Annotated in this window: 34 protein-coding genes; 1 reads left to right on the forward strand and 33 read right to left on the reverse strand. The window is 42.4% G+C overall.

Translation table 11 applies throughout. The annotated features are described in order from the left end of the window. Positions 1-989: 989 nt before the first annotated feature. Complete coding sequence (locus tag QZ327_RS06230) at positions 990-1613, reverse strand: DUF6563 family protein (protein WP_294618038.1); 624 nt, start codon at positions 1611-1613, stop codon at positions 990-992. Positions 1614-1916: 303 nt separating this feature from the next. Between QZ327_RS06230 and QZ327_RS06235 the strand changes: the two genes are divergently transcribed. Further along, positions 1917-3770 carry a MutS family DNA mismatch repair protein gene (locus QZ327_RS06235; RefSeq protein WP_294618040.1) on the forward strand — a complete coding sequence of 618 codons (1854 nt, stop codon included), beginning with the start codon at positions 1917-1919 and terminating at the stop codon, positions 3768-3770. 220 nt (positions 3771-3990) lie between these two features. Here QZ327_RS06235 and QZ327_RS06240 read toward each other — a convergent pair whose 3' ends face one another. The 32 genes from QZ327_RS06240 to rpsJ all read right to left on the reverse strand — a co-directional run bounded on the left by QZ327_RS06240 (position 3991) and on the right by rpsJ (position 20366). Then, on the reverse strand, positions 3991-4530 hold the full coding sequence (locus QZ327_RS06240) for a hypothetical protein (protein ID WP_294618042.1): 540 nt from the start codon (positions 4528-4530) through the stop codon (positions 3991-3993). A gap of 114 nt (positions 4531-4644) precedes the next feature. Next, on the reverse strand, positions 4645-5064 hold the full coding sequence (locus QZ327_RS06245) for a hypothetical protein (RefSeq protein ID WP_294618044.1): 420 nt from the start codon (positions 5062-5064) through the stop codon (positions 4645-4647). A 474-nt stretch (positions 5065-5538) separates the two neighbouring features. After that, the gene (rplQ, locus tag QZ327_RS06250) at positions 5539-6036 is read right to left on the reverse strand and encodes a 50S ribosomal protein L17 (RefSeq protein ID WP_294618046.1); all 498 of its coding nucleotides are present in this window, start codon (positions 6034-6036) and stop codon (positions 5539-5541) included. A 3-nt stretch (positions 6037-6039) separates the two neighbouring features. Further along, on the reverse strand, positions 6040-7032 hold the full coding sequence (locus tag QZ327_RS06255; RefSeq protein ID WP_294618048.1) for a DNA-directed RNA polymerase subunit alpha: 993 nt from the start codon (positions 7030-7032) through the stop codon (positions 6040-6042). Positions 7033-7043: 11 nt separating this feature from the next. Next, positions 7044-7649 (reverse strand): 30S ribosomal protein S4, encoded by a 606-nt coding sequence (gene rpsD / locus QZ327_RS06260; protein WP_294618050.1) that lies wholly within the window; start codon positions 7647-7649, stop codon positions 7044-7046. A gap of 114 nt (positions 7650-7763) precedes the next feature. Next, positions 7764-8153 (reverse strand): 30S ribosomal protein S11, encoded by a 390-nt coding sequence (gene rpsK / locus QZ327_RS06265; RefSeq protein ID WP_005656474.1) that lies wholly within the window; start codon positions 8151-8153, stop codon positions 7764-7766. Between the two features lie 11 nt (positions 8154-8164). After that, the gene (gene rpsM, locus QZ327_RS06270; RefSeq protein ID WP_005941839.1) at positions 8165-8545 is read right to left on the reverse strand and encodes a 30S ribosomal protein S13; all 381 of its coding nucleotides are present in this window, start codon (positions 8543-8545) and stop codon (positions 8165-8167) included. Positions 8546-8579: 34 nt separating this feature from the next. Continuing rightward, positions 8580-8696: a type B 50S ribosomal protein L36 gene (gene ykgO, locus QZ327_RS06275; protein WP_002558051.1), complete on the reverse strand. Its 117-nt coding sequence runs from the start codon at positions 8694-8696 to the stop codon at positions 8580-8582. 9 nt (positions 8697-8705) lie between these two features. Then, on the reverse strand, positions 8706-8924 hold the full coding sequence (gene infA / locus QZ327_RS06280) for a translation initiation factor IF-1 (RefSeq protein WP_002558052.1): 219 nt from the start codon (positions 8922-8924) through the stop codon (positions 8706-8708). A 9-nt stretch (positions 8925-8933) separates the two neighbouring features. After that, positions 8934-9734 carry a type I methionyl aminopeptidase gene (map, locus tag QZ327_RS06285; protein ID WP_294618055.1) on the reverse strand — a complete coding sequence of 267 codons (801 nt, stop codon included), beginning with the start codon at positions 9732-9734 and terminating at the stop codon, positions 8934-8936. 13 nt (positions 9735-9747) lie between these two features. Further along, entirely contained in the window at positions 9748-11091 is a 1344-nt protein-coding gene (gene secY / locus QZ327_RS06290) for a preprotein translocase subunit SecY (RefSeq protein ID WP_294618057.1), read from the reverse strand. 4 nt (positions 11092-11095) lie between these two features. Next, the gene (rplO, locus tag QZ327_RS06295; RefSeq protein ID WP_294618058.1) at positions 11096-11542 is read right to left on the reverse strand and encodes a 50S ribosomal protein L15; all 447 of its coding nucleotides are present in this window, start codon (positions 11540-11542) and stop codon (positions 11096-11098) included. A 30-nt stretch (positions 11543-11572) separates the two neighbouring features. Next, positions 11573-11749 (reverse strand): 50S ribosomal protein L30, encoded by a 177-nt coding sequence (gene rpmD / locus QZ327_RS06300; RefSeq protein ID WP_004291222.1) that lies wholly within the window; start codon positions 11747-11749, stop codon positions 11573-11575. An 11-nt stretch (positions 11750-11760) separates the two neighbouring features. Continuing rightward, positions 11761-12279 (reverse strand): 30S ribosomal protein S5, encoded by a 519-nt coding sequence (rpsE, locus tag QZ327_RS06305; protein ID WP_005656517.1) that lies wholly within the window; start codon positions 12277-12279, stop codon positions 11761-11763. A gap of 5 nt (positions 12280-12284) precedes the next feature. Further along, complete coding sequence (gene rplR, locus QZ327_RS06310; RefSeq protein WP_294618059.1) at positions 12285-12629, reverse strand: 50S ribosomal protein L18; 345 nt, start codon at positions 12627-12629, stop codon at positions 12285-12287. Positions 12630-12649: 20 nt separating this feature from the next. After that, positions 12650-13219, reverse strand: coding sequence for a 50S ribosomal protein L6 (rplF, locus tag QZ327_RS06315; protein ID WP_294618062.1), 570 nt, complete (start codon positions 13217-13219; stop codon positions 12650-12652). An 18-nt stretch (positions 13220-13237) separates the two neighbouring features. After that, positions 13238-13633, reverse strand: a complete 396-nt coding sequence (rpsH, locus tag QZ327_RS06320) for a 30S ribosomal protein S8 (protein WP_004291226.1) — start codon at positions 13631-13633, stop codon at positions 13238-13240. A gap of 55 nt (positions 13634-13688) precedes the next feature. Next, the gene (rpsN, locus tag QZ327_RS06325; RefSeq protein WP_294618064.1) at positions 13689-13988 is read right to left on the reverse strand and encodes a 30S ribosomal protein S14; all 300 of its coding nucleotides are present in this window, start codon (positions 13986-13988) and stop codon (positions 13689-13691) included. Between the two features lie 4 nt (positions 13989-13992). Further along, on the reverse strand, positions 13993-14550 hold the full coding sequence (rplE, locus tag QZ327_RS06330; RefSeq protein WP_294618066.1) for a 50S ribosomal protein L5: 558 nt from the start codon (positions 14548-14550) through the stop codon (positions 13993-13995). Continuing rightward, positions 14550-14870, reverse strand: coding sequence for a 50S ribosomal protein L24 (gene rplX, locus QZ327_RS06335; protein ID WP_117710309.1), 321 nt, complete (start codon positions 14868-14870; stop codon positions 14550-14552). Before rplX ends, rplE begins: the two co-directional genes overlap by 1 nt. Before the next feature lie 20 nt (positions 14871-14890). Then, positions 14891-15256: a 50S ribosomal protein L14 gene (gene rplN, locus QZ327_RS06340; protein WP_005825700.1), complete on the reverse strand. Its 366-nt coding sequence runs from the start codon at positions 15254-15256 to the stop codon at positions 14891-14893. Positions 15257-15258: 2 nt separating this feature from the next. After that, positions 15259-15528, reverse strand: coding sequence for a 30S ribosomal protein S17 (gene rpsQ / locus QZ327_RS06345; protein WP_005656533.1), 270 nt, complete (start codon positions 15526-15528; stop codon positions 15259-15261). Beyond that, positions 15525-15722: a 50S ribosomal protein L29 gene (gene rpmC / locus QZ327_RS06350; RefSeq protein WP_018667886.1), complete on the reverse strand. Its 198-nt coding sequence runs from the start codon at positions 15720-15722 to the stop codon at positions 15525-15527. The genes rpsQ and rpmC overlap by 4 nt, the downstream gene beginning before the upstream one ends. A 5-nt stretch (positions 15723-15727) precedes the next feature. Next, positions 15728-16162 carry a 50S ribosomal protein L16 gene (gene rplP / locus QZ327_RS06355; protein ID WP_005656538.1) on the reverse strand — a complete coding sequence of 145 codons (435 nt, stop codon included), beginning with the start codon at positions 16160-16162 and terminating at the stop codon, positions 15728-15730. A gap of 21 nt (positions 16163-16183) precedes the next feature. Beyond that, positions 16184-16915, reverse strand: coding sequence for a 30S ribosomal protein S3 (gene rpsC, locus QZ327_RS06360; protein WP_004291235.1), 732 nt, complete (start codon positions 16913-16915; stop codon positions 16184-16186). A gap of 5 nt (positions 16916-16920) precedes the next feature. Next, a complete protein-coding gene (gene rplV / locus QZ327_RS06365) occupies positions 16921-17331 on the reverse strand; it encodes a 50S ribosomal protein L22 (protein ID WP_004291236.1) in 411 nt (136 codons plus the stop codon). Positions 17332-17367: 36 nt separating this feature from the next. Next, entirely contained in the window at positions 17368-17637 is a 270-nt protein-coding gene (gene rpsS, locus QZ327_RS06370; RefSeq protein WP_002558070.1) for a 30S ribosomal protein S19, read from the reverse strand. Positions 17638-17657: 20 nt separating this feature from the next. Further along, positions 17658-18482, reverse strand: coding sequence for a 50S ribosomal protein L2 (rplB, locus tag QZ327_RS06375; RefSeq protein WP_060385716.1), 825 nt, complete (start codon positions 18480-18482; stop codon positions 17658-17660). Positions 18483-18487: 5 nt separating this feature from the next. Then, a complete protein-coding gene (rplW, locus tag QZ327_RS06380) occupies positions 18488-18781 on the reverse strand; it encodes a 50S ribosomal protein L23 (protein ID WP_294618075.1) in 294 nt (97 codons plus the stop codon). A gap of 16 nt (positions 18782-18797) precedes the next feature. Further along, positions 18798-19424 carry a 50S ribosomal protein L4 gene (gene rplD, locus QZ327_RS06385; protein WP_294618076.1) on the reverse strand — a complete coding sequence of 209 codons (627 nt, stop codon included), beginning with the start codon at positions 19422-19424 and terminating at the stop codon, positions 18798-18800. Next, positions 19424-20041: a 50S ribosomal protein L3 gene (gene rplC / locus QZ327_RS06390; protein WP_294618077.1), complete on the reverse strand. Its 618-nt coding sequence runs from the start codon at positions 20039-20041 to the stop codon at positions 19424-19426. The genes rplD and rplC overlap by 1 nt, the downstream gene beginning before the upstream one ends. Positions 20042-20060: 19 nt before the next feature. After that, complete coding sequence (rpsJ, locus tag QZ327_RS06395; protein ID WP_002558075.1) at positions 20061-20366, reverse strand: 30S ribosomal protein S10; 306 nt, start codon at positions 20364-20366, stop codon at positions 20061-20063. Positions 20367-20391 lie beyond the last annotated feature (25 nt).

Raw genomic sequence — 20391 nt, forward strand, 5'->3', positions numbered from 1 at the left:
ATTTATAATTGATAAGAATTCATCTTTAAAAAGAAACAACCGATACATAGGATTTATCTAATATCCCTTTTAAAGAGGTGCTACATTATTTCTCTTTTATTAGCAGACTTTTGCACCTATATCAGAGTCACAATGGACAATAGTATAAAAGAATAAATTTCTCATGTGCCTTTCATGTGTTATTTTAACATTGCAAAAATAGATGGATATAGAATGCGAGGCTTACAATATTGTATCAATACCTTTTCATTTTGTATCAAGACCTTATTTTACAACCTGTTTCAAATGCTATAACAGGTGTCTCTATAGCATCAGAGAAAAGGAAACCACCTGTTACTTTAAAACAGATGAATTAACGATTCTTCATGCATCCGGATACACAAATATAGAGAGCTTCATACAAATATCCTAATTTTAAAATACATCAAAAATTTCTCCACTTTTCATTTTAGACTACATCAATAGCGTTACTATTAAACCACACTGTTTTAATTAGTCACCGCCCCGCCTTTCTCCACCCAACGGGGAAAGCGGCGCATACGGTCTGCATGGATATGCGGCATTCTCTAATAGATATGCGCCGTTTATGCACATTCCGGGGAGTTCCGAGAAACAACTCTTGCCATTCAGCGCTGCGGCACTTGTGTTCCTTACGTCAGGCACAAGTGCCTAATGTAAGGAACACTGGCATCCGACGCGAGACACACCAATGTTTGACACGACAGACACCAGCCTTTGACGCGGACAGGCATGAATGTGCTGAAAACGGAAGGCTTGCGCGCTGCATCTTCCTCCGTTTTCTATTGTAGTTTATTTGTAAGGATTTCGCTATCAGGCTGACTATATGAAGAATAAGCGACAGTCATTTTATTTTTCCCAACCAACCCGACCTGCGGGCGGAAACAGCCGATTCTGCGGCGATGGGAAAGACAAAGTGTCAAAATGGGAAAAGCCGGTGCCTGCCATCGCATGGGCGCTTTGCGCACGGGCTATCTCAATGCGCGCAGATACTTCCCGATGACCTCCGCCGTCTCGCTGGTCTCCCTCTCAAAAGCCTTTTGCAGTTCCGGACAACCAACAAGCAGTTCGAGCATCTTCTCCCTGCTCACAAACTCCGAGCGTCCCGTTTCCGGATTCAGTTCGTAGTAGACGCGGGCAGATACCAATCCCGAAGCATGAATGGCATCGCCCACTTCACCGCCCAGGCGGGTGGCATCGGGCGGAGTGGCGGTACTGGCGGCAACCTGCCCCACAGGTTGTGCACAGAAGTATATCTTCTCCCGCAAGCGCATGGCAGGTGCATACCAACCGCCGAAGCGGTAGCGTTTGTAGCGCATCTTTCTGCAGTTGACATAAAGTGCCGTATCAATCCGCACGGCATAACAACGGGATTTCAGATACCGGCACAGTCCCGGATTGTCTTTTGCCTCTATACGGTAGTCCGCTCCGCCCATCAGATAAATCTGGTTTTTGGAACGCTTCTCCACTTTCAGTATCGTAACCGTATCGCCGCGGTCGTCCGCCAATTCTTTCAAATTGGAATACATTACCTGCTGTGCCGGACACGACAAAGCCAATAATGCCAATATCCCTAACACCCAAGCTCTTTTCATATCACTATCCTCTCTTTTTGGTACTTTGCTTAGCAAGGCGAAAGTTACATCTTTTATCGGTATCCAGCAAATATAGCAAGAAGAAAAAAAGGCATAGCCTGCACGGCTCTTTCATTGTATATCATTTAATGGTTATACTTTTGCATAAAGTTTCAACATCAGAGTGTGGAATAAGACCGATTTTTCCATTCAACTTTCTTATGACAGTTCATTTAAAGGAGTTAGAGGGAGTTATCGGGAGCCAAAGGGAGATAGAAGCCGATATTTCGTTATCTTTGCCCCGGAACAAAACAGTGGAAACAAATGGAAAGTATCGGGAGCATAAGCCGGACCTATCATCGGATAGCGGAAGAAGCACAGCAAGAGTTAAACGGAGTGCAACGACAGATTTACCGCATCAGCACGCTGCGGTTGCTGCTGTTCGTTGCAGGAATTGCCGGGATTATCTACTTTCGGACAGAAAACTGGGTAGTGCCGGCAGGTGTAGCAGTTGTCACCCTGCTGCCGTTCATCCTGCTGATAAAGTACCATAACCGGTTGTTCCATCGCAAGGACTATCTGGAAAAGAAGATAGAGGTGAACAGACAGGAACTGGCGGCACTGGATTATGACACCACCGGCTTCGACGGCGGCGAGGAGTTCGTCGACCCTACCCATCTGTATACATTCGATTTGGACGTATTCGGCGCACATTCACTGTTCCGGTACATCAACCGCACCTGCACCGAACCGGGAAAGCGCCTGCTGGCAAGCTGGTTGGGGCAGCATCTTGAGAATAAAGAGGAGATACTGGCGCGTCAGGCAGCCGTACGGGAGCTGGCTCCCGAACTGTCATTCCGCCAGCGTTTCCGCATTCTCGGATTGCTGCACAAGGGAAAGGCTGCCGACGAAGCCGAACTGAAAACATGGGCGGAAAGTCCCGGCGTGTTCCGCAAAAGCAGGTTCTTGCGCATGCTTCCGGCAACTGTGGCAAGCATCAACGGCGTATGCCTGCTCCTGTTGATTACCGGGCAATTGCCTGCAAGCGTATGGGGAGCGGTCTGGACAGTTTTCGTTGCTGCCGGATTTACTTTTACTGGAAAGATTACCAAACTGCAAGCCGTCTACGGCAAGAAGCTGCAAATTCTCGGCACGTATGCCGGATTGCTCAAACTCATGGAAACACAACCCATGCAGTGCGATTTGCTGAAAAGCATTCAAGAAGAGATTGGCGGCGGACAGCGGAAAGCCTCTCTTGCCATCGGCAGGTTGAGCAGGCTGATGGACGAACTGGACCAACGCAACAACGTATTTATGTATGTTATCCTCAATGGGTTGTTCTTCTGGGAGTTGCGGCAGATTATGCGTATCGAAAGCTGGAGAGAGCAATATGCCGGCGAACTGCCCCACTGGCTCAACGCCATCGGGCGGACGGATGCGCTCTGCTCGCTGGCAACCTTTGCCTATAATCATCCGGGGTATGCGTATCCCACGCTGCTCGACAAGACCGATATGCTTTCCCATGCGGAGAGCACCGGCGCCAATGCACGCTTCACGCTCCGCGCAAAGGCTATGGGACATCCGCTGATGCACCGCGACCGCTGTGTCCGCAACGACATAGACATGGAGAAGCGGCCTTTCTTCATCATCATCACGGGTGCCAACATGGCAGGCAAAAGCACATACCTGCGTACAATCGGCGTCAACTACCTGCTTGCCTGTACTGGCATGCCTGTCTGTGCGGAAGAAATGGCGGTCTATCCCGCCCGGCTCATTACAAGCCTGCGCACCAGCGATTCGCTGAACGACAATGAATCTTACTTCTTTGCCGAACTCAAACGCCTGAAACTCGTCATTGACAAACTACAAGCGGGCGAAGAGCTGTTTATCATCTTGGACGAAATACTGAAAGGTACCAACTCCATGGACAAGCAGAAAGGATCCTTTGCACTCATCAAGCAGTTCATGACACTACAGGCAAACGGCATCATCGCCACCCACGACTTACTGCTGGGCACGCTCATCGACCTCTTTCCCGACAATATCCGCAACTACCGTTTCGAAGCGGATATCACCGACAATGAGCTGACCTTCTCCTACCGTCTCCGCCCGGGTGTGGCGCAGAACATGAATGCCTGCTTCCTTATGAAGAAAATGGGGATTGCCGTCACCGACTAATCCCCACTTCATGCTGAAAAGCTAAACTGATTATTTTTTTATATATGCGGCACGGCTCTTTCATTTACAGGAGTTGAAGGGAGCTATCACTCTTCGGGCTCGGGGGTTAGAAGCCGACAGTTCTGTTGATGTATAGCGATACTATCGGCATCTAATTCCTTTCAATTCCCGATAACTCCTCTACCCCCCGTAAATGAAAGAGTTGTGTATACGCAGACTTTTATGCAGCCTTGCATTTGGCCAGAAAAGCCGAGACAGCTGCCGCCTCGCTACCTGTAAAGTAATGCACGGATGTCACCGGCGCATAGGTGTAAGGAACAAACTGGAACAGTTGCAACGCAGCGAATTTATTGTCCTGCGAAATCATGATATCCAAACGCACGTTACCACTCGACTCGCATTTGATACCGACTTTATTGCCCAGGTCACCGCTTTCAATCATGTTGGTCAGCTTGTCCATGTATTTCAAGTCGAAGAACATGCTGCGCTCCTTTGCCACGCTTCCCGTAGGCAGATACACGATTTCTTTTGATTTCCAAAACAAACGGAAGACTCCTAATAAAATCAATGCTGTCCCCAACACCATCAACGCCATGCTCATGGTAGAGGATTTATCGTTCATTTCAAAAATATACAAAAAGGAGAGAATGCCTATCGCTACCATTGCCAGCGAAAAAATGAGACTGGAAACACTTGTACGTTTTGCAATATCGGGATGTGAAGACGTAAAAAGGGTTGCGTCGATTGTTTGAGTTACCATAATATAAATCGTTTTATGAATTAATGAATTATTGAATATTGGATTATTAAAACGGAACATGTCGCCGTTCCGCCATAAGGGAATATCAATCCGCCTTAAGAATACAATAATAGATTAAATCAAAATCCGCCGCAGTGCGTAAATGTAGTACTCGCACACGGGCTGACAACGATAGTAAGCGGTAGCATTAAACAACTTCTCTCTGTGCAGAGAGAGGACCGCTTCACGCCGGGCAAGCTCACTTACCCGGTCTTTCAATGAAAAAATATATTCGGTAATATAGTAACGCTGGATGCGTGACATCGCAAGCAACTGTACATGACCGTTGTTACTCGCCAATTCCGCAACCGGCAGATAAGGCAATTGAGGCGCAGTGAAACACACCTCGTCCTGACAATGAGCGGCAGCCCTTGCCTGAATATCCGCAGTATCTGCCACACTTACCGTACTACTGACAGTAAATATAGCATTTGATGTCTGCCACACAGTCAGCGCAAGCACCAAAATTCCTACAATTTTTAGATATCTGCTCATAAACATACGCAAATATAACAGTTTATCACATAAAATTGTTCTGTGCACCGGTCGTTTTAATATTCGTTTATGCACACAGATTTTTCATGTAATAAAGGAGTTATCGGGAGTTAAAACGAGTCATCGCTCTCCAGACTGAGGAGTTAAAAGCCGATAACCCTGTAACTACATACGCAAGAGTATCGGCTTTGACTTCTTTAACGCTACTAAGCCGACTTGGAGGCTGATAACTCCTTTTAACTCCTCGAACTCTTGTAAATGAAAAAGTTACTATGTTTACCAACTCAGACATCATTCCATTCTCCCAAGGAATAAAGTAAAGGCACGTGTGAAGGTCTCACGGGGGCAGACAGCCCCCCATGAGACAGCTTCCCCCGAGTGCCTTTCATAGTCATGGTTTATGCAGAGAGTATAAACAAAAAAGCCGCCCCAATCGCTGGGACGGCTTTCTATATGATAAAAAGAATAGTTGAATTATTCTGCTTTTGCTTCTTCAGCAGCAGGAGCTTCAGCAACCGGTGCAGTTTCGGCAGCAGGAGCGGCTTCAGCGGCAGACTTCTTTGAACGGCGGGTACGAGTAGCTTTCTTAGCAACCTTTTCCTTAGCCATGTTTTCATTGTAGTCAACGAGTTCGATGAAGCACATTTCCGCGTTATCACCCAAACGGTGGCCGGTCTTGATGATACGAGTGTAACCACCCGGACGATCGGCAATCTTCACAGAGATTTCTTTGAACAACTCAGTTACAGCATATTTGTCTTGCAAATTGCTAAATACAACACGACGAGAGTTTGTCGTATCGTCCTTAGCTTTTGTAATCAAAGGCTCAACAAACTTCTTCAGAGCTTTAGCCTTTGCAACGGTCGTAGTGATTCTTTTGTGCTTAATCAAAGAACACGCCATATTAGCCAACATAGCGTTTCTATGAGAGGCAGTACGACCCAAATGGTTGAATTTCTTATTATGTCTCATTTTTTATTCTTTATCTAATTTATATTTAGAAATATCAGTTCCAAACGACAGATTCAGACTTTCCAGCAAATCATCAAGCTCGGTAAGCGATTTCTTTCCGAAATTTCTGAACTTCAGCAAATCAGTCTTGTTGAACTGTACCAAGTCGCCCAAAGTCTCTACATCGGCAGCCTTCAAACAGTTGAGGGCGCGAACCGAGAGATCCATATCAACAAGCTTGGTCTTCAGCAACTGACGCATGTGCAATACTTCTTCATCGAACTCTTCATTGCCGTCAACATCATTGCTTTCCAGCGTAATCTTCTCATCGGAGAAGAGCATGAAGTGGTAAATCAGAATTTTTGCAGCTTCTTTCAGAGCTTCTTTCGGGTGAATGGAACCATCCGTAGCAATTTCAAGCACTAGCTTCTCGTAGTCGGTCTTCTGCTCAACACGGAAGTTTTCCACCTGATACTTGACATTACGTATCGGAGTATAAATAGAATCGATAGGAATTACGTTCACATCGGTGCAATATTCGCGGTTTTCGTCAGCAGGAACATAACCACGACCTTTGTTGATCGTAATATCTATCTGCATAGTTGATTTCGAATCTAAATGACAAATAACTAATTCAGGATTTAACACTTCAAATCCAGTCAAATACTTACCTATGTCACCTGCTTTAAATTCACTTGAATTCTCGATTGTAATACTTACCTTCTCGCTCTCGAATTCTTCAACTACTTGCTTGAACCTCACTTGTTTCAGATTCAAGATAATGTTAGTAACATCCTCTTTAACTCCCGGAACACTGGAAAATTCATGCTCCACACCGTCTATTTTGATAGTAGTGATAGCAAAACCTTCCAATGAAGAAAGCAGGATGCGGCGCAGTGCATTACCCACGGTAATACCGAAACCGGGTTCAAGTGGACGGAACTCAAATTTTCCAAATCTGGAGTCCGCTTCCAACATTAATACTTTATCAGGTTTTTGAAATGCTAATATCGCCATGAAATTAATTATTATTTAGAATACAATTCTACAATCAAATGCTCTTTAATGTTTTCAGGAATGTCTGCTCTTTCAGGTACGTGCAACAATTTACCTACTTTAGCATTATCATCCCATTCCAACCAAGGATACTTGCTGTGATTGAAGCCAGCCAATGAGTTAGCGATAACTTCCAAAGATTTAGATCTTTCACGAACACCAATAACCTGACCCGGTTTTACTGCATACGAAGGAATATTTACCACTTCACCGTCTACAGTAATATGCTTGTGACCTACCAACTGACGGGCAGCAGCACGAGTCGGAGCAATACCCAAACGGAATACTACATTGTCAAGACGACCTTCCAATAATTGGAGAAGCACCTCACCGGTAATACCTTTGGCAGTAGCCGCTTTCTCAAACAAGTTGCGGAATTGTTTTTCCAAAACTCCATAGGTGTATTTGGCTTTCTGTTTCTCACGAAGTTGAACACCATACTCAGAAGTTTTTCTCTTTCTTGAATTACCGTGCTGTCCGGGAGGATAATTCTTCTTTGACAATACTTTATCTGCTCCAAAGATACCTTCACCGAATTTACGGGCTATTCTTGATTTTGGTCCAGTATATCTAGCCATTTCTTTTAAATATTTAATTGTTATTCATGAACTCAATTTGTTGCAGCCGCGATTGTAGAGAAGAAGTTACAATCCAATAACAATATCAAGTTTCATTTTTATTAAAGGTAAATCTTAAACTCTACGTCTTTTCGGAGGACGACAACCATTATGGGGAAGCGGAGTCACGTCAATGATTTCAGTAACTTCGATACCTGCACCGTGGATAGTTCTAATAGCAGACTCACGTCCGTTACCTGGACCTTTCACATATGCTTTTACCTTTCTCAAGCCAAGATCGTATGCTACTTTAGCACAATCTTGAGCAGCCATCTGTGCTGCATAAGGAGTGTTCTTCTTAGAACCTCTAAATCCCATTTTTCCGGCAGAAGACCAAGAAATAATCTGACCTTCACTATTAGCCAGAGAAACAATAATGTTGTTGAAAGATGAATGAACATGCAACTGTCCATTAGCATCTACCTTTACATTTCTCTTTTTTGCTGCAACTGTTTTTTTTGCCATATCAACAATTATTATTTAGTAGCTTTTTTCTTATTAGCAACGGTTTTCTTTCTTCCCTTACGAGTACGAGCGTTGTTCTTTGTACTCTGACCTCTTACGGGCAGACCAATACGGTGACGTACACCACGGTAGCAACCGATATCCATTAAACGCTTGATGTTCAATTGAACTTCAGAACGAAGATCACCTTCTACTTTATACTCCGCACCAATGATCTCACGAATCTTGGCAGCCTGATCATCCGTCCAGTCTTTCACTTTCAGGTCTCTGTCAACACCTGCTTTGTCCAAAATCTTTGCTGAACTACTACGACCTATTCCATACACATAGGTCAACGCAATTTCACCTCTCTTGTTTTGAGGCAAATCGACACCAACTATTCTTATAGCCATATACTAAATTATTTTTTTTGCAAAAATAATAATATTATCCTTGACGTTGTTTATACTTAGGATTTTTCTTGTTAATAACATACAAACGGCCATTACGTCTAACGATCTTACACTCTGGCGTACGTTTCTTTAAGGATGCTCTTACTTTCATATCTTAATTTTATTTATATCTAAATACAATTCTTCCTTTCGATAAATCGTAAGGAGACATTTCGACTCTTACCTTATCACCCGGCAGGATTTTGATGTAGTGCATCCGCATCTTACCGGAGATATGCGCAGTAATCTCATGTCCGTTTTCTAATTCAACACGAAACATTGCATTAGACAATGCTTCAACTATAACTCCATCTTGTTCTATTGCAGATTGCTTTGCCATATTAATTTCTTAAATTGCTTTATCTCCTAATACTTCTTCAATGAATTTAAACGATGACAAGATATCAGCTTCACCACTCCCGACTGCTATGGTATGCTCGAAATGAGCGGCACATTTACAATCCCTGGTTCTAACTGTCCAACCGTCACGTTCCATTACTATCTGTCGATTACCCAAAGTAATCATCGGTTCGATTGCAATGCACAAACCCTTTTTCAACATTGTTCCATAACCACGCTTACCGTAATTGGGAACCTGGGGGTCTTCATGCATCTCCTTACCGATGCCATGACCGACAAACTCACGCACCACACCATAAGAATTAGACTCACAATGTTGTTGTATAGCATATCCTATATCACCCAACCGTTTGCCTTGAACAGCATTCTGTATTCCTATGTATAATGCTTCTTTAGTAACTCTCAGTAATTTGCGGGTTTCTTCATCGACTTCACCGACACAAAACGTATAAGCAGAATCACCGCAGAATCCGTTCATGTAAGTACCGCAATCAACAGAAACGACATCACCCTCTTTCAGTACTACATTATCGCTCGGAATACCATGCACCACCTGTTCGTTTACAGAAGTACAAATTGAAGCAGGGAACGGATTACCATATTGGTTTGGAAAGCCCTTGAAAGTAGGGATAGCTCCATTATCTCTAATAAACTCTTCCGCCACTTTATCCAGCTCCTTCGTAGTAACTCCGGGCTTTATGACCTTAGCTATCTCAGCCAACGTTTTTCCTACAAGCAAATTACTCTCACGGAGCAGCTCTATCTCATCTTCAGTTTTAAGAAATATCATTCTTCAAATAAGATTAATACGCAGCCACTGTACCGTTACGGCCTTTAATACGTCCGGATTTCAGCAGACCATCATAATGTCTCATCAACAAATGACTTTCAACCTGCTGGAGAGTATCAAGAACCACACCTACAAGAATTAACAAAGATGTACCGCCGAAGAATTGAGCAAACTCTGCTTTCACCCCAAACACACCGGCAAATGCAGGCATGATAGCAACCAAAGCCAAAAAGAAAGAACCTGGCAAAGTAATACGTGACATAATCTCATCAATATACTCTGCAGTCTGCTTTCCCGGTTTGATGCCCGGAATGAAACCATTATTTCTCTTCATATCCTCAGCCATCTGAGTCGGGTTAATGGTAATTGCAGTATAAAAATACGTAAATAGTATAATCAATACGGCAAAAATCAAATTATACAAAAAGCTTGTATGATCAGTTAATGCATGTATGAAACCGCTCGCATTATTTACATTTGAAAATCCAACGAGAGTAATAGGAATGAACATGATTGCCTGAGCAAAGATAATAGGCATCACGTTAGCTGCATTTACTTTCAAAGGAATGTACTGTCTTGCACCGCCATATTGCTTGTTTCCCACAATCTTCTTCGCATATTGTACAGGTATCTTCCGCGTTCCTTGTACCAAAAGAATGGCAAACGCAATGACAAGCAACAAGACTACGAGTTCAATCAAGAACATTACCAAACCGCCGGTCTTGTCAGTCATACGGGAAATCAATTCCTGAAATAAAGATTGCGGTAAACGTGCAATAATACCTACCATGATAATCAAGGAGATACCATTACCAATTCCTTTATCCGTAATTCTCTCACCAAGCCACAAAATAAACATACTTCCAGCCGCCAATATGATGGTAGAAGTAAGCATAAACAGAGTCCAATCTAATGAAGCATTTAAGGAAGGACCAGCCTGCATTTTAAGATTGAGCAAATAAGAAGGAGCTTGAACCAGCAAAATGATAATCGTCAAATAACGAGTATACTGATTCATTTTTCTTCTACCGCTCTCACCTTCGCGTTGCAATTTCTGGAAATACGGTACCGCAATACCCAGCAACTGTATCACAATGGAAGCGGAGATATAAGGCATGATACCTAATGCAAAGATAGACGCATTAGAAAACGCTCCTCCAGAAAACATATTCAACAAGGCTAAAAGACCCTCGCTTGTTTGTTGATGCAATTGTGTCAGCATTGCCGGATTAATACCCGGTAATACGACATACGAACCGAAACGGTAAATTGCCACAAACAATATGGTAATGAGGATCCGTTGTCTCAGATCCTCAATTTTCCATATATTCTTTAATGTTTCAATAGCTTTTCTCATCGAATTAGAGTTTTACTACTTGTCCACCAGCAGCTTCGATGGCAGCAACAGCAGTCTTGGAGAATGCGTGTGCTTGTACATCCAACTTAGCAGTCAAAGTTCCGTTACCTAATACTTTTACCAACTGGCTTGAAGAAATGAAACCGGCAGCAATGAAGTCATTAACACCTACAGTCTGCAGATTTTTAGCTTCGGCCAATTTTTGAATTGTATCCAAGTTGATAGCCTTATACTCTACACGGTTGATATTTTTAAAGCCAAACTTAGGAACACGACGTTGAAGAGGCATCTGACCACCTTCAAAACCGATTTTCTTAGAGTATCCAGATCTTGATTTAGCTCCTTTATGACCTCTGGTAGAAGTACCTCCCAAGCCAGAGCCCGGACCACGTCCAATTCTCTTTCTTGTTTTAGTAGATCCTTCTGCAGGTTTTAAATTACTTAAGTTCATATTGTAATTCGTTTTATATTCAACAAATAATTACTTAACAATGGTAACCAAGTGTTTAACCTTATCCACCATTCCAAGAATTGAAGGAGTGCATTCGTGTTCAACCACACGATTCAACTTATGAAGTCCCAGTGCATCGAGAGTTCTCTTCTGATCAGCAGGAGCACCAATTCTACTTTTAACTTGTTTAATCTTTATAGTCGACATATTCTTCCTCCTTATCCTCTAAATACTTTTTCCATACTAACGCCTCTGTTCTGAGCCACCATACGGGCATCGCGCATCTCGCTCAATGCCAAGATAGTAGCTTTCACCAAGTTGTGCGGGTTGGAAGAACCTTTCGACTTAGCCAAAACGTCCGTTACACCAACACTTTCGAGCACTGCACGCATTGCACCACCAGCCACAACACCAGTACCGTGAGAAGCCGGTTTAATGAATACTTCAGCACCACCAAACTTAGCAGACTGTTCGTGAGGAACCGTACCTTTCAGTACAGGCACTTTAGTAAGGTTCTTCTTTGCAGATTCAACACCCTTAGCAATAGCGGCGGTTACTTCGCCGGCTTTGCCCAGGCCCCAACCGATGATACCTTCTTCATTTCCTACTACCACAATAGCAGAAAAACTAAAAGTTCTACCACCTTTGGTTACTTTGGTTACACGATTAATAGCAACCAATCTGTCTTTCAGTTCTATATCGTTTGTAATCTTAACTCTATTATTAAGTCCTGCCATAATGATTAAAATTTAAGTCCACCGTTACGAGCAGCATCAGCCACTTCTTTTACTCTCCCATGATACAAGTAACCATTACGGTCGAAAACAACAGTAGTTATACCTGCTTCCTGAGCTTTCTTAGCAATCAGTTCACCAACTTTGGCAGCTTGTTCCTTCTTAGGCATTTTTTCAGTCATGCCCAAAGAAGAAGCGGCAGCTAAAGTCGTACCGGACAAATCGTCGATAATCTGAACATAAATCTGCTTATTGCTTCTAAACACACTCATACGCGGACATTCAGTCGTACCTGAAATCTTATTGCGTACTCTATATTTAATCTTAATACGTCTTTCTATTTTTGTTGTCATAATACTATCAATTTAAATGATTATTTAGCACCGGCTGATTTACCAGACTTTCTACGAATTTCTTCGCCAACAAACTTAATACCTTTACCTTTATACGGTTCAGGCTTACGGAAAGAACGTATTTTAGAGCAAACTTGACCAAGCAATTGCTTATCGCAAGATTCCAAAAGGATAAGAGGATTCTTATTTCTTTCAGACTTTGTTTCCACTTTGATCTCAGCAGGCAACTGAATAAAGATGCTGTGTGTATAACCTAAGTTCAATTCAATAATATTGCCTTGGTTAGAAGCACGGTAACCTACACCTACAAGTTCCAACTCTTTCTTATATCCTTCAGATACACCAACAACCATGTTGTGAACCAATGAACGGTACAGGCCGTGGAATGCATGCTTCTGCTTCGGATTATCCAACATCGCATTTTCATTCTCTGTCAAAACGACATGACCTTCTTCGATGGCAACATTGATAGCAGGATTTACATATTGGCTCATTTCGCCTTTGGGTCCCTTTACGGTAACCACATCATCCTTCAGAGTAATTGTTACTCCAGCGGGAATACTAATGGGTAATTTTCCTATTCTTGACATTGCTAATTCCTCCTACTATTAATATACATAACACAAAACTTCACCACCAATCTTCAGTTCAGCGGCTTCTTTGTTGGTCATTACACCTTTGGAAGTAGATATTATAGCAATACCCAAACCATTAATAACTCGCGGCATATCTTTGTAACCGGTATATTGACGCAAACCCGGAGAAGAGATTCTTTCCAGTTTCTTGATAGCGTTAACCTTGTTAACCGGATCATACTTCAAGGCAACCTTAATAGTGCCTTGAGGACCATCTTCTACAAACTTGTAATTAAGAATGTAGCCTTTCTCAAAAAGAATCTTAGTGATTTCTTTTTTCAAATTTGAAGCGGGAACTTCAACAACTCTGTGCTTTGCTTGAATAGCGTTCCGCAACCTCGTCAAATAATCTGCTATTGGATCAGTCATATAAAAATAAATTAAATTAATCAGGACTACCCTGACAATATTTAAAAAACAAAAATTACCAGCTTGCTTTCTTTACACCTGGAATAAGACCGTTGGATGCCATCTCACGGAACTGGATTCTGGAGATACCGAATTGACGGATATATCCTTTAGGACGACCAGTCAATTTACAACGGTTGTGCATACGAATCGGGTTAGAGTTCTTAGGAAGATCCTGCAATTTCTGTGCAGCTTCAAAAGCTTCAACAGGATCACCGGTTCTAACGATTTGCTTCAATGCAGCTCTTTTCTCGGCATATTTGGCTACTAATTTGGCACGTTTTACTTCACGTGCTTTCATTGATTCCTTTGCCATATTATCAATCTTTTTTAGCGTTCTTAAACGGTAAACCGAATTCTTTCAACAAGGCATAACCTTCTTCATCTGTTTGCGCAGAGGTTACAAAGGTAATATTCATTCCGAGAATTCTGGTAATGCTATCGATATTAATTTCAGGGAAAATGATTTGTTCCTGAATACCAAGGGTATAATTACCCCTTCCATCGAACTTACTTTCAATACCTTTGAAGTCACGGATACGCGGCAGAGCCACACGAACCAATTTTTCAAGGAATTCGTACATTCTCTCGCGACGCAAAGTTACCATAACGCCAATCGGCATTTTCTTACGCAACTTAAAGTTAGCGATATCTTTACGAGAAATGGTTGCTACGGCTTTCTGACCAGTGATAGCAGTCATTTCATTAATTGCCACTTCGATAATCTTCTTGTCGGCAACCGCCATACCTAAACCCTGATTGATAACAATCTTCTTAAGTACGGGCACCTGCATTGAAGAAGAATACTGGAACTGTGATTTCAATGCAGGCGCGATACGCTCTGCATATTCTTTCTTAAGGCTAGCAGTATTACTCATTACTTAATCTCCTCTCCTGATTTTTTAGAATAACGCACTAAAGTGCCGTCAGCACTTACTTTTCTACCAACACGCGTTGCTTTACCAGTTTTTGGATCAACCGGGTTCAAGTTTGAAATGTGGATAGAAGCTTCTTGCTTCACAATACCACCTTGCGGGTTCTTTGCATTCGGTTTTGTGCTCTTAGACACCATGTTGATACCCTCAACGATTGCACGTTTTTTATCAACAAGAACCTTCAATACACGACCAGTCTTACCTTTGTCTTCACCGGAATTTACGTAAACTGTATCGCCTTTTTTAATATGTAATTTACTCATTACTTAAATCTTTTACAAAATTAAAGTACTTCAGGAGCGAGTGACACCACTTTCATGTTAGTAGCACGAAGTTCACGAGCTACCGGACCGAAAATACGACTACCTCTAATTTCACCAGCATTGTTCAACAACACGCAAGCATTATCATCAAAACGTATATAAGAACCATCAGCACGACGGATTTCTTTCTTAGTACGTACGATCAAAGCTTTAGACACTGCACCTTTTTTAATATCACTTGAAGGGATAACGCTCTTTACAGAAACAACAATCACGTCCCCTACTGAAGCATAGCGACGACCTGTACCGCCTAAAACGCGGATACAGAGAGCCTCTTTTGCTCCGCTGTTATCACATACTGTAAGTCTGGATTCTACTTGTATCATAATTACTTAGCTCTTTCAATTATTTCAACCAATCTCCATCTCTTAGTCTTGCTCAAAGGACGAGTTTCCATGATGCGTACAGTATCGCCGATATTGCACTCATTCTTTTCATCATGAGCATGGTACTTTTTCGTCTTGCTAACGAACTTACCATATATGGGGTGTTTTTCCTTAAACTTAGCTGCAACGGTGATAGTCTTGTCCATCTTATCGCTCAACACAACCCCTGTTCTTTCTTTTCTTAAATTTCTTGCTTCCATCAAGCTCATCATTTATTGTTAAGTTCTCTCTGGCGTAATTCAGTTTTCATACGCGCAATAGTCCTGCGTAATTGTTTGATTTGAGCAGGATTATCCAAAGGAGAAATAGAATGATTTAAAACCATTTGGCTGTAGTTAGCCATTTCTGCTTCTACTCTTTCTACCAAGTCGTTGGTAGTCATTTCTTTAATTTCTGCAATTTTCATACTTCTTACGCATTTTGATTTTGGATATCATAATCACGTCTAACCACAAACTTGGTTGTGATAGGAAGCTTCTGTGCAGCTAAGCGCAAAGCTTCTTTTGCGATTTCATAAGATACTCCTTCAGCTTCGATAATAATTCTACCCGGTGTAACAGGAGCAACGAATCCCTCGGGGCTACCTTTACCTTTACCCATACGTACATCAGCAGGCTTTCTTGTAATAGGTTTGTCCGGGAAAATACGAATCCAAATCTGTCCTTGACGTTGCATATATCTTGTCACTGCAATACGCGCAGCTTCAATCTGACGGCCTGTAATCCACTTCGTCTCCAGCGCCTTAATACCAAAAGAACCGAAAGCCAACTGGTTTCCTCTTTGGGCATTACCTTTTTGACGGCCTTTTTGTTGTCTTCTGAATTTTGTCTTTTTCGGTTGTAACATAATTCCTAAAAATCAAATTCGTTAGCGATTATTTTTCTTTCTTTTGAAGTTCTTTCCGCCATTGTTTCCGCTATTGCTTCCACGACCACTTTCCTTGCTTTGCGTAAAGTTCGGAGCCAACTCCTTCTTACCATAAACTTCACCTCTACAAATCCAAACTTTAATACCGAGAAGACCTACCTTCGTCAATGCTTCCGCATGACAATAGTCGATGTCTGCTCTGAAAGTGTGCAACGGAGTTCTTCCTTCCTTATACATTTCAGAACGCGCCATTTCAGCACCGTTCAGACGTCCTGAAATCTGAATTTTGATACCTTCCGCACCCATACGCATCGTATTGGCGATAGCCATCTTGATAGCGCGGCGATAGGCAATTTTACCTTCTACCTGACGAGCGATGTTATTAGCCACGATAACAGCATCCAACTCAGGTCTTTTCACTTCGAAGATATTAATCTGGATATCTTTATCAGTGACCTTCTTCAACTCTTCTTTCAGCTTGTCAACTTCTTGGCCACCTTTACCGATAATAATACCCGGACGTGCAGTACAAACGGTAATAGTCACGAGTTTCAGTGTACGTTCGATTACAATTCTTGAAACGCTTGCCTTAGCCAGACGAGCGTTCAGATATTTACGAATTTTGCTATCTTCCAGCAAAGAGTCGCCGTAATTCTTTCCACCATACCAATTGGAATCCCATCCTCTGATAATTCCTAAACGGTTGCTTATTGGATTAACTTTTTGTCCCATTTACCTTAATTTTGATCTTCGTTATTACTTTTAGAACCAACGAACAGCGTTACGTGGTTTGAACGTTTGCGTATTCTGTAACCTCTACCCTGCGGAGCCGGTCTCATTCTTTTGAGCGTGGCACCACCGTCAACAAAAATCTTGGTTACGAACAACTCGCCACTTTCAGCTTTACGTTCGTTTTTCTGCTCCCAGTTAGCAATCGCAGAGCGCAGCAGTTTCTCCACTCTGGCTGCAGCCTCTTTAGAAGAGAACTTCAGAACGCCGAGTGCTCTGTTCACCTCCATCCCGCGAATCATGTCAGCCACGAGACGCATTTTACGGGGGGAAGTAGGAACATTTTGCAATTTCGCAAAATACATGGTCTTAAGGGCTTCTTTTCTTTTTTCAGCCGATATTTTTTTTCTTGCTCCCATTATATATTACTTTATTATTTCAGATAAATCCTGTTTTTATTTTTTCTTGTTACCAGCGTGTCCTCTGAATGTACGAGTTGGGGCAAATTCACCCAACTTGTGTCCTACCATGTTTTCGGTAACATAAACAGGAATAAATTTATTTCCATTGTGAACTGCAACAGTATGGCCTACGAAATCAGGCGAAATCATTGAAGCTCTGGCCCAAGTCTTAACTACCACTTTCTTGCCTGATTCATTCATGGCAAGCACTTTTTTCTCAAGCTTAACGTTAATATACGGACCTTTTTTTAATGAACGACTCATAATTTACTCAATTAATCAGATTACTTCTTTCTTCTCTCAATAATATACTTAGACGATTGTTTCTTCGGAGCTCTTGTCTTAAGACCCTTAGCATACAATCCCTTGCGAGATCTCGGGTGTCCTCCTGAAGCACGTCCTTCACCACCACCCATCGGGTGATCAACCGGGTTCATAACAACACCACGGTTGCGCGGACGACGTCCTAACCAACGAGAACGTCCAGCCTTACCTGAACTTTCCAATCCATGATCTGAGTTACCAACGCTACCGATAGTAGCCTTACATGTGCTGAGGATCTGACGAACCTCGCCTGAAGGCAACTTGATAACGCAGTATTTACCTTCTCTTGAAGTCAACTGAGCGAAGTTACCAGCCGAGCGAACCAAAGCGGCGCCCTGACCCGGACGTAATTCGATGTTGTGGATTACAGTACCCACCGGAATATTCTGAAGCGGAAGCGCATTACCGATTTCCGGAGCAGCAGTTTCACCTGACATCAAAGTCGCACCAACTTGCAATCCATTGGGAGCAATAATATATCTTTTTTCACCGTCTGCATAAAACAACAAAGCGATACGAGCCGAACGATTCGGATCGTATTCAATTGTTTTAACCACTGCAGGTACACCGTCTTTATTTCTCTTGAAGTCTACGATACGGATAATCTTCTTGCTACCGCCACCAATGTAGCGCATAGTCATCTTACCGGTATTGTTACGACCGCCGGAAGATTTCTTACCAAATACAAGAGACTTTTCTGGTACCCGTGCAGTAATTTCTTCGAAAGTACCAATAATTTTATGTCTTTGCCCCGGTGTTGTGGGCTTAAATTTACGTACTGCCATTTCTATTAAATATTGCTATAAAAATCAATAGTATCTCCTTCCTTCAACGTAACAATAGCTTTCTTGCAAGCATTTGTACGTCCGTTGATGATACCTGCGCGTGTGTAACGGCTTTTATTCTTGCCGGCATAGCGGATTGTATTCACATCAACCACGGTAACGTTGTAAAGGGCTTCAACTTCGCTCTTAATTTCCAGTTTATTAGCTTCAGGACGCACGATAAAGCCGAAACGATTGTTCGCCTTATCAGTAATTGCAGTCATCTTCTCTGTCACTAACGGTTTAATAATAATTCCCATTATTTAAGCCTCCTTTTTACATTAAGATATTGTCGATAGCAGAAAGTGCGCTTTCGGCAAACACAACAACACCAGCGTCCAATACTCTGTAAGTATTTAACCCTGAGATAGTCTGCACATTGGCGCCCTTCACATTACGAGCCGACAAATATACGTTTTTATTTGCTTCCGGTAAAACGATAAGCAGCTTTTTATCAGAAACTTTAAGTTTTTTTGTCATAGCAACAAAATCTTTTGTCTTAGGAGCTTCGAAATTGAAGTCTTCCACTACAACAACAGCATTGTTCTGAGCCTTATATGACAAAGCCGACTTACGTGCCAAAGCTTTTACTTTCTTGTTCAGTTTGAAGTAGTAATCTCTCGGTTTCGGACCAAATACACGTCCACCTCCAACGAGTACCGGTGAGTTCATGTCACCACGACGTGCACCACCGCCGCCTTTCTGGCGACCGATTTTACGAGTAGAACCACTGACTTCGCTTCTTTCCTTTGACTTGTGTGTTCCCTGACGCTGGTTAGCCATAAACTGTTTAACGTCCAAGTAGATAGCGTGGTCGTTGGGCTCAATTCCGAAGATAGACTCGTTTAACGTAATCTTTCTCCCAGTGTCTTCACCTTTAATGTTATATACGTTAACTTCCATTATTTCTCAATTATTACGATTGAACCTTTGCAACCAGGAACAGAACCCTTAATCAAAAGAAGATTGTGTTCCGCGATTACTTTTAATACTTGCAGATTTTGAACAGTTACTCTTTCTCCACCAAGCTGTCCGCCCATACGCATTCCCTTGAATACTTTTGCAGGGTAAGAACAAGCACCGATAGAACCCGGCTTGCGAGCACGATTGTGCTGACCGTGAGTAGTCTGACCCACACCGCCGAAACCATGACGTTTCACAACACCCTGGAAACCTTTACCCTTAGAAGTACCTACAACGTCAACAAAGTCGGCGCCTTCGAACAATTCTACGGTAACAGTATCACCCAGATTCAATTCTGTCTCAAATTCTTTGAACTCAGCCAAGTGTTTCTTGGGAGTTACTCCGGCTTTCTTGAAGTGACCCATAAGGGGTTTTGTAGTGTGCTTTTCCTTTTTGTCCTGGAAACCCAACTGAACAGCCTGATAGCCGTCCTTTTCTACAGTCTTCACTTGAGTAACAACACAAGGACCTGCTTCGATAACAGTGCATGGTACATTCTTACCCTCGGCACTGAAAACGGATGTCATTCCGATTTTTTTTCCTAATAATCCTGGCATTTCACTTAATTTTTAATACTTACACTTTGATTTCTACTTCCACACCACTCGGCAACTCCAACTTCATCAGAGCATCTACTGTCTTAGCTGTTGAGCTATAGATGTCAATCAATCTCTTGTAAGAAGAGAGTTCGAATTGTTCACGCGACTTCTTGTTAACGAAAGTCGAACGGTTCACGGTAAAGATACGCTTGTGCGTAGGGAGAGGAATCGGACCGCTAACGATAGCGCCCGTAGCCTTCACCGTTCTTACAATCTTCTCAGCTGACTTGTCAACCAAGTTGTGGTCGTAAGATTTCAGTTTGATTCTAATTTTTTGACTCATTACTGTCTTAATTGTTAATAGTGTT

Source organism: uncultured Bacteroides sp., from assembly GCF_910578895.1.
In the GTDB taxonomy this organism is placed as follows: Bacteria; Bacteroidota; Bacteroidia; order Bacteroidales; family Bacteroidaceae; genus Bacteroides.

Excerpts from the sequence above, each read along its gene's own strand:
- QZ327_RS06230 (WP_294618038.1), bottom strand. The coding sequence starts at position 1,613 with ATGAAAAGAGCTTGGGTGTTAGGGATATTGGCATTATTGGCTTTGTCG.
- QZ327_RS06235 (WP_294618040.1), top strand. The coding sequence starts at position 1,917 with ATGGAAAGTATCGGGAGCATAAGCCGGACCTATCATCGGATAGCGGAA.
- QZ327_RS06240 (WP_294618042.1), bottom strand. The coding sequence starts at position 4,530 with ATGGTAACTCAAACAATCGACGCAACCCTTTTTACGTCTTCACATCCC.
- QZ327_RS06245 (WP_294618044.1), bottom strand. The coding sequence starts at position 5,064 with ATGAGCAGATATCTAAAAATTGTAGGAATTTTGGTGCTTGCGCTGACT.
- rplQ (WP_294618046.1), bottom strand. The coding sequence starts at position 6,036 with ATGAGACATAATAAGAAATTCAACCATTTGGGTCGTACTGCCTCTCAT.
- QZ327_RS06255 (WP_294618048.1), bottom strand. The coding sequence starts at position 7,032 with ATGGCGATATTAGCATTTCAAAAACCTGATAAAGTATTAATGTTGGAA.
- rpsD (WP_294618050.1), bottom strand. The coding sequence starts at position 7,649 with ATGGCTAGATATACTGGACCAAAATCAAGAATAGCCCGTAAATTCGGT.
- rpsK (WP_005656474.1), bottom strand. The coding sequence starts at position 8,153 with ATGGCAAAAAAAACAGTTGCAGCAAAAAAGAGAAATGTAAAGGTAGAT.
- rpsM (WP_005941839.1), bottom strand. The coding sequence starts at position 8,545 with ATGGCTATAAGAATAGTTGGTGTCGATTTGCCTCAAAACAAGAGAGGT.
- ykgO (WP_002558051.1), bottom strand. The coding sequence starts at position 8,696 with ATGAAAGTAAGAGCATCCTTAAAGAAACGTACGCCAGAGTGTAAGATC.
- infA (WP_002558052.1), bottom strand. The coding sequence starts at position 8,924 with ATGGCAAAGCAATCTGCAATAGAACAAGATGGAGTTATAGTTGAAGCA.
- map (WP_294618055.1), bottom strand. The coding sequence starts at position 9,734 with ATGATATTTCTTAAAACTGAAGATGAGATAGAGCTGCTCCGTGAGAGT.
- secY (WP_294618057.1), bottom strand. The coding sequence starts at position 11,091 with ATGAGAAAAGCTATTGAAACATTAAAGAATATATGGAAAATTGAGGAT.
- rplO (WP_294618058.1), bottom strand. The coding sequence starts at position 11,542 with ATGAACTTAAGTAATTTAAAACCTGCAGAAGGATCTACTAAAACAAGA.
- rpmD (WP_004291222.1), bottom strand. The coding sequence starts at position 11,749 with ATGTCGACTATAAAGATTAAACAAGTTAAAAGTAGAATTGGTGCTCCT.
- rpsE (WP_005656517.1), bottom strand. The coding sequence starts at position 12,279 with ATGGCAGGACTTAATAATAGAGTTAAGATTACAAACGATATAGAACTG.
- rplR (WP_294618059.1), bottom strand. The coding sequence starts at position 12,629 with ATGACAACAAAAATAGAAAGACGTATTAAGATTAAATATAGAGTACGC.
- rplF (WP_294618062.1), bottom strand. The coding sequence starts at position 13,219 with ATGTCAAGAATAGGAAAATTACCCATTAGTATTCCCGCTGGAGTAACA.
- rpsH (WP_004291226.1), bottom strand. The coding sequence starts at position 13,633 with ATGACTGATCCAATAGCAGATTATTTGACGAGGTTGCGGAACGCTATT.
- rpsN (WP_294618064.1), bottom strand. The coding sequence starts at position 13,988 with ATGGCAAAGGAATCAATGAAAGCACGTGAAGTAAAACGTGCCAAATTA.
- rplE (WP_294618066.1), bottom strand. The coding sequence starts at position 14,550 with ATGAGTAATACTGCTAGCCTTAAGAAAGAATATGCAGAGCGTATCGCG.
- rplX (WP_117710309.1), bottom strand. The coding sequence starts at position 14,870 with ATGAGTAAATTACATATTAAAAAAGGCGATACAGTTTACGTAAATTCC.
- rplN (WP_005825700.1), bottom strand. The coding sequence starts at position 15,256 with ATGATACAAGTAGAATCCAGACTTACAGTATGTGATAACAGCGGAGCA.
- rpsQ (WP_005656533.1), bottom strand. The coding sequence starts at position 15,528 with ATGATGAGCTTGATGGAAGCAAGAAATTTAAGAAAAGAAAGAACAGGG.
- rpmC (WP_018667886.1), bottom strand. The coding sequence starts at position 15,722 with ATGAAAATTGCAGAAATTAAAGAAATGACTACCAACGACTTGGTAGAA.
- rplP (WP_005656538.1), bottom strand. The coding sequence starts at position 16,162 with ATGTTACAACCGAAAAAGACAAAATTCAGAAGACAACAAAAAGGCCGT.
- rpsC (WP_004291235.1), bottom strand. The coding sequence starts at position 16,915 with ATGGGACAAAAAGTTAATCCAATAAGCAACCGTTTAGGAATTATCAGA.
- rplV (WP_004291236.1), bottom strand. The coding sequence starts at position 17,331 with ATGGGAGCAAGAAAAAAAATATCGGCTGAAAAAAGAAAAGAAGCCCTT.
- rpsS (WP_002558070.1), bottom strand. The coding sequence starts at position 17,637 with ATGAGTCGTTCATTAAAAAAAGGTCCGTATATTAACGTTAAGCTTGAG.
- rplB (WP_060385716.1), bottom strand. The coding sequence starts at position 18,482 with ATGGCAGTACGTAAATTTAAGCCCACAACACCGGGGCAAAGACATAAA.
- rplW (WP_294618075.1), bottom strand. The coding sequence starts at position 18,781 with ATGGGAATTATTATTAAACCGTTAGTGACAGAGAAGATGACTGCAATT.
- rplD (WP_294618076.1), bottom strand. The coding sequence starts at position 19,424 with ATGGAAGTTAACGTATATAACATTAAAGGTGAAGACACTGGGAGAAAG.
- rplC (WP_294618077.1), bottom strand. The coding sequence starts at position 20,041 with ATGCCAGGATTATTAGGAAAAAAAATCGGAATGACATCCGTTTTCAGT.
- rpsJ (WP_002558075.1), bottom strand. The coding sequence starts at position 20,366 with ATGAGTCAAAAAATTAGAATCAAACTGAAATCTTACGACCACAACTTG.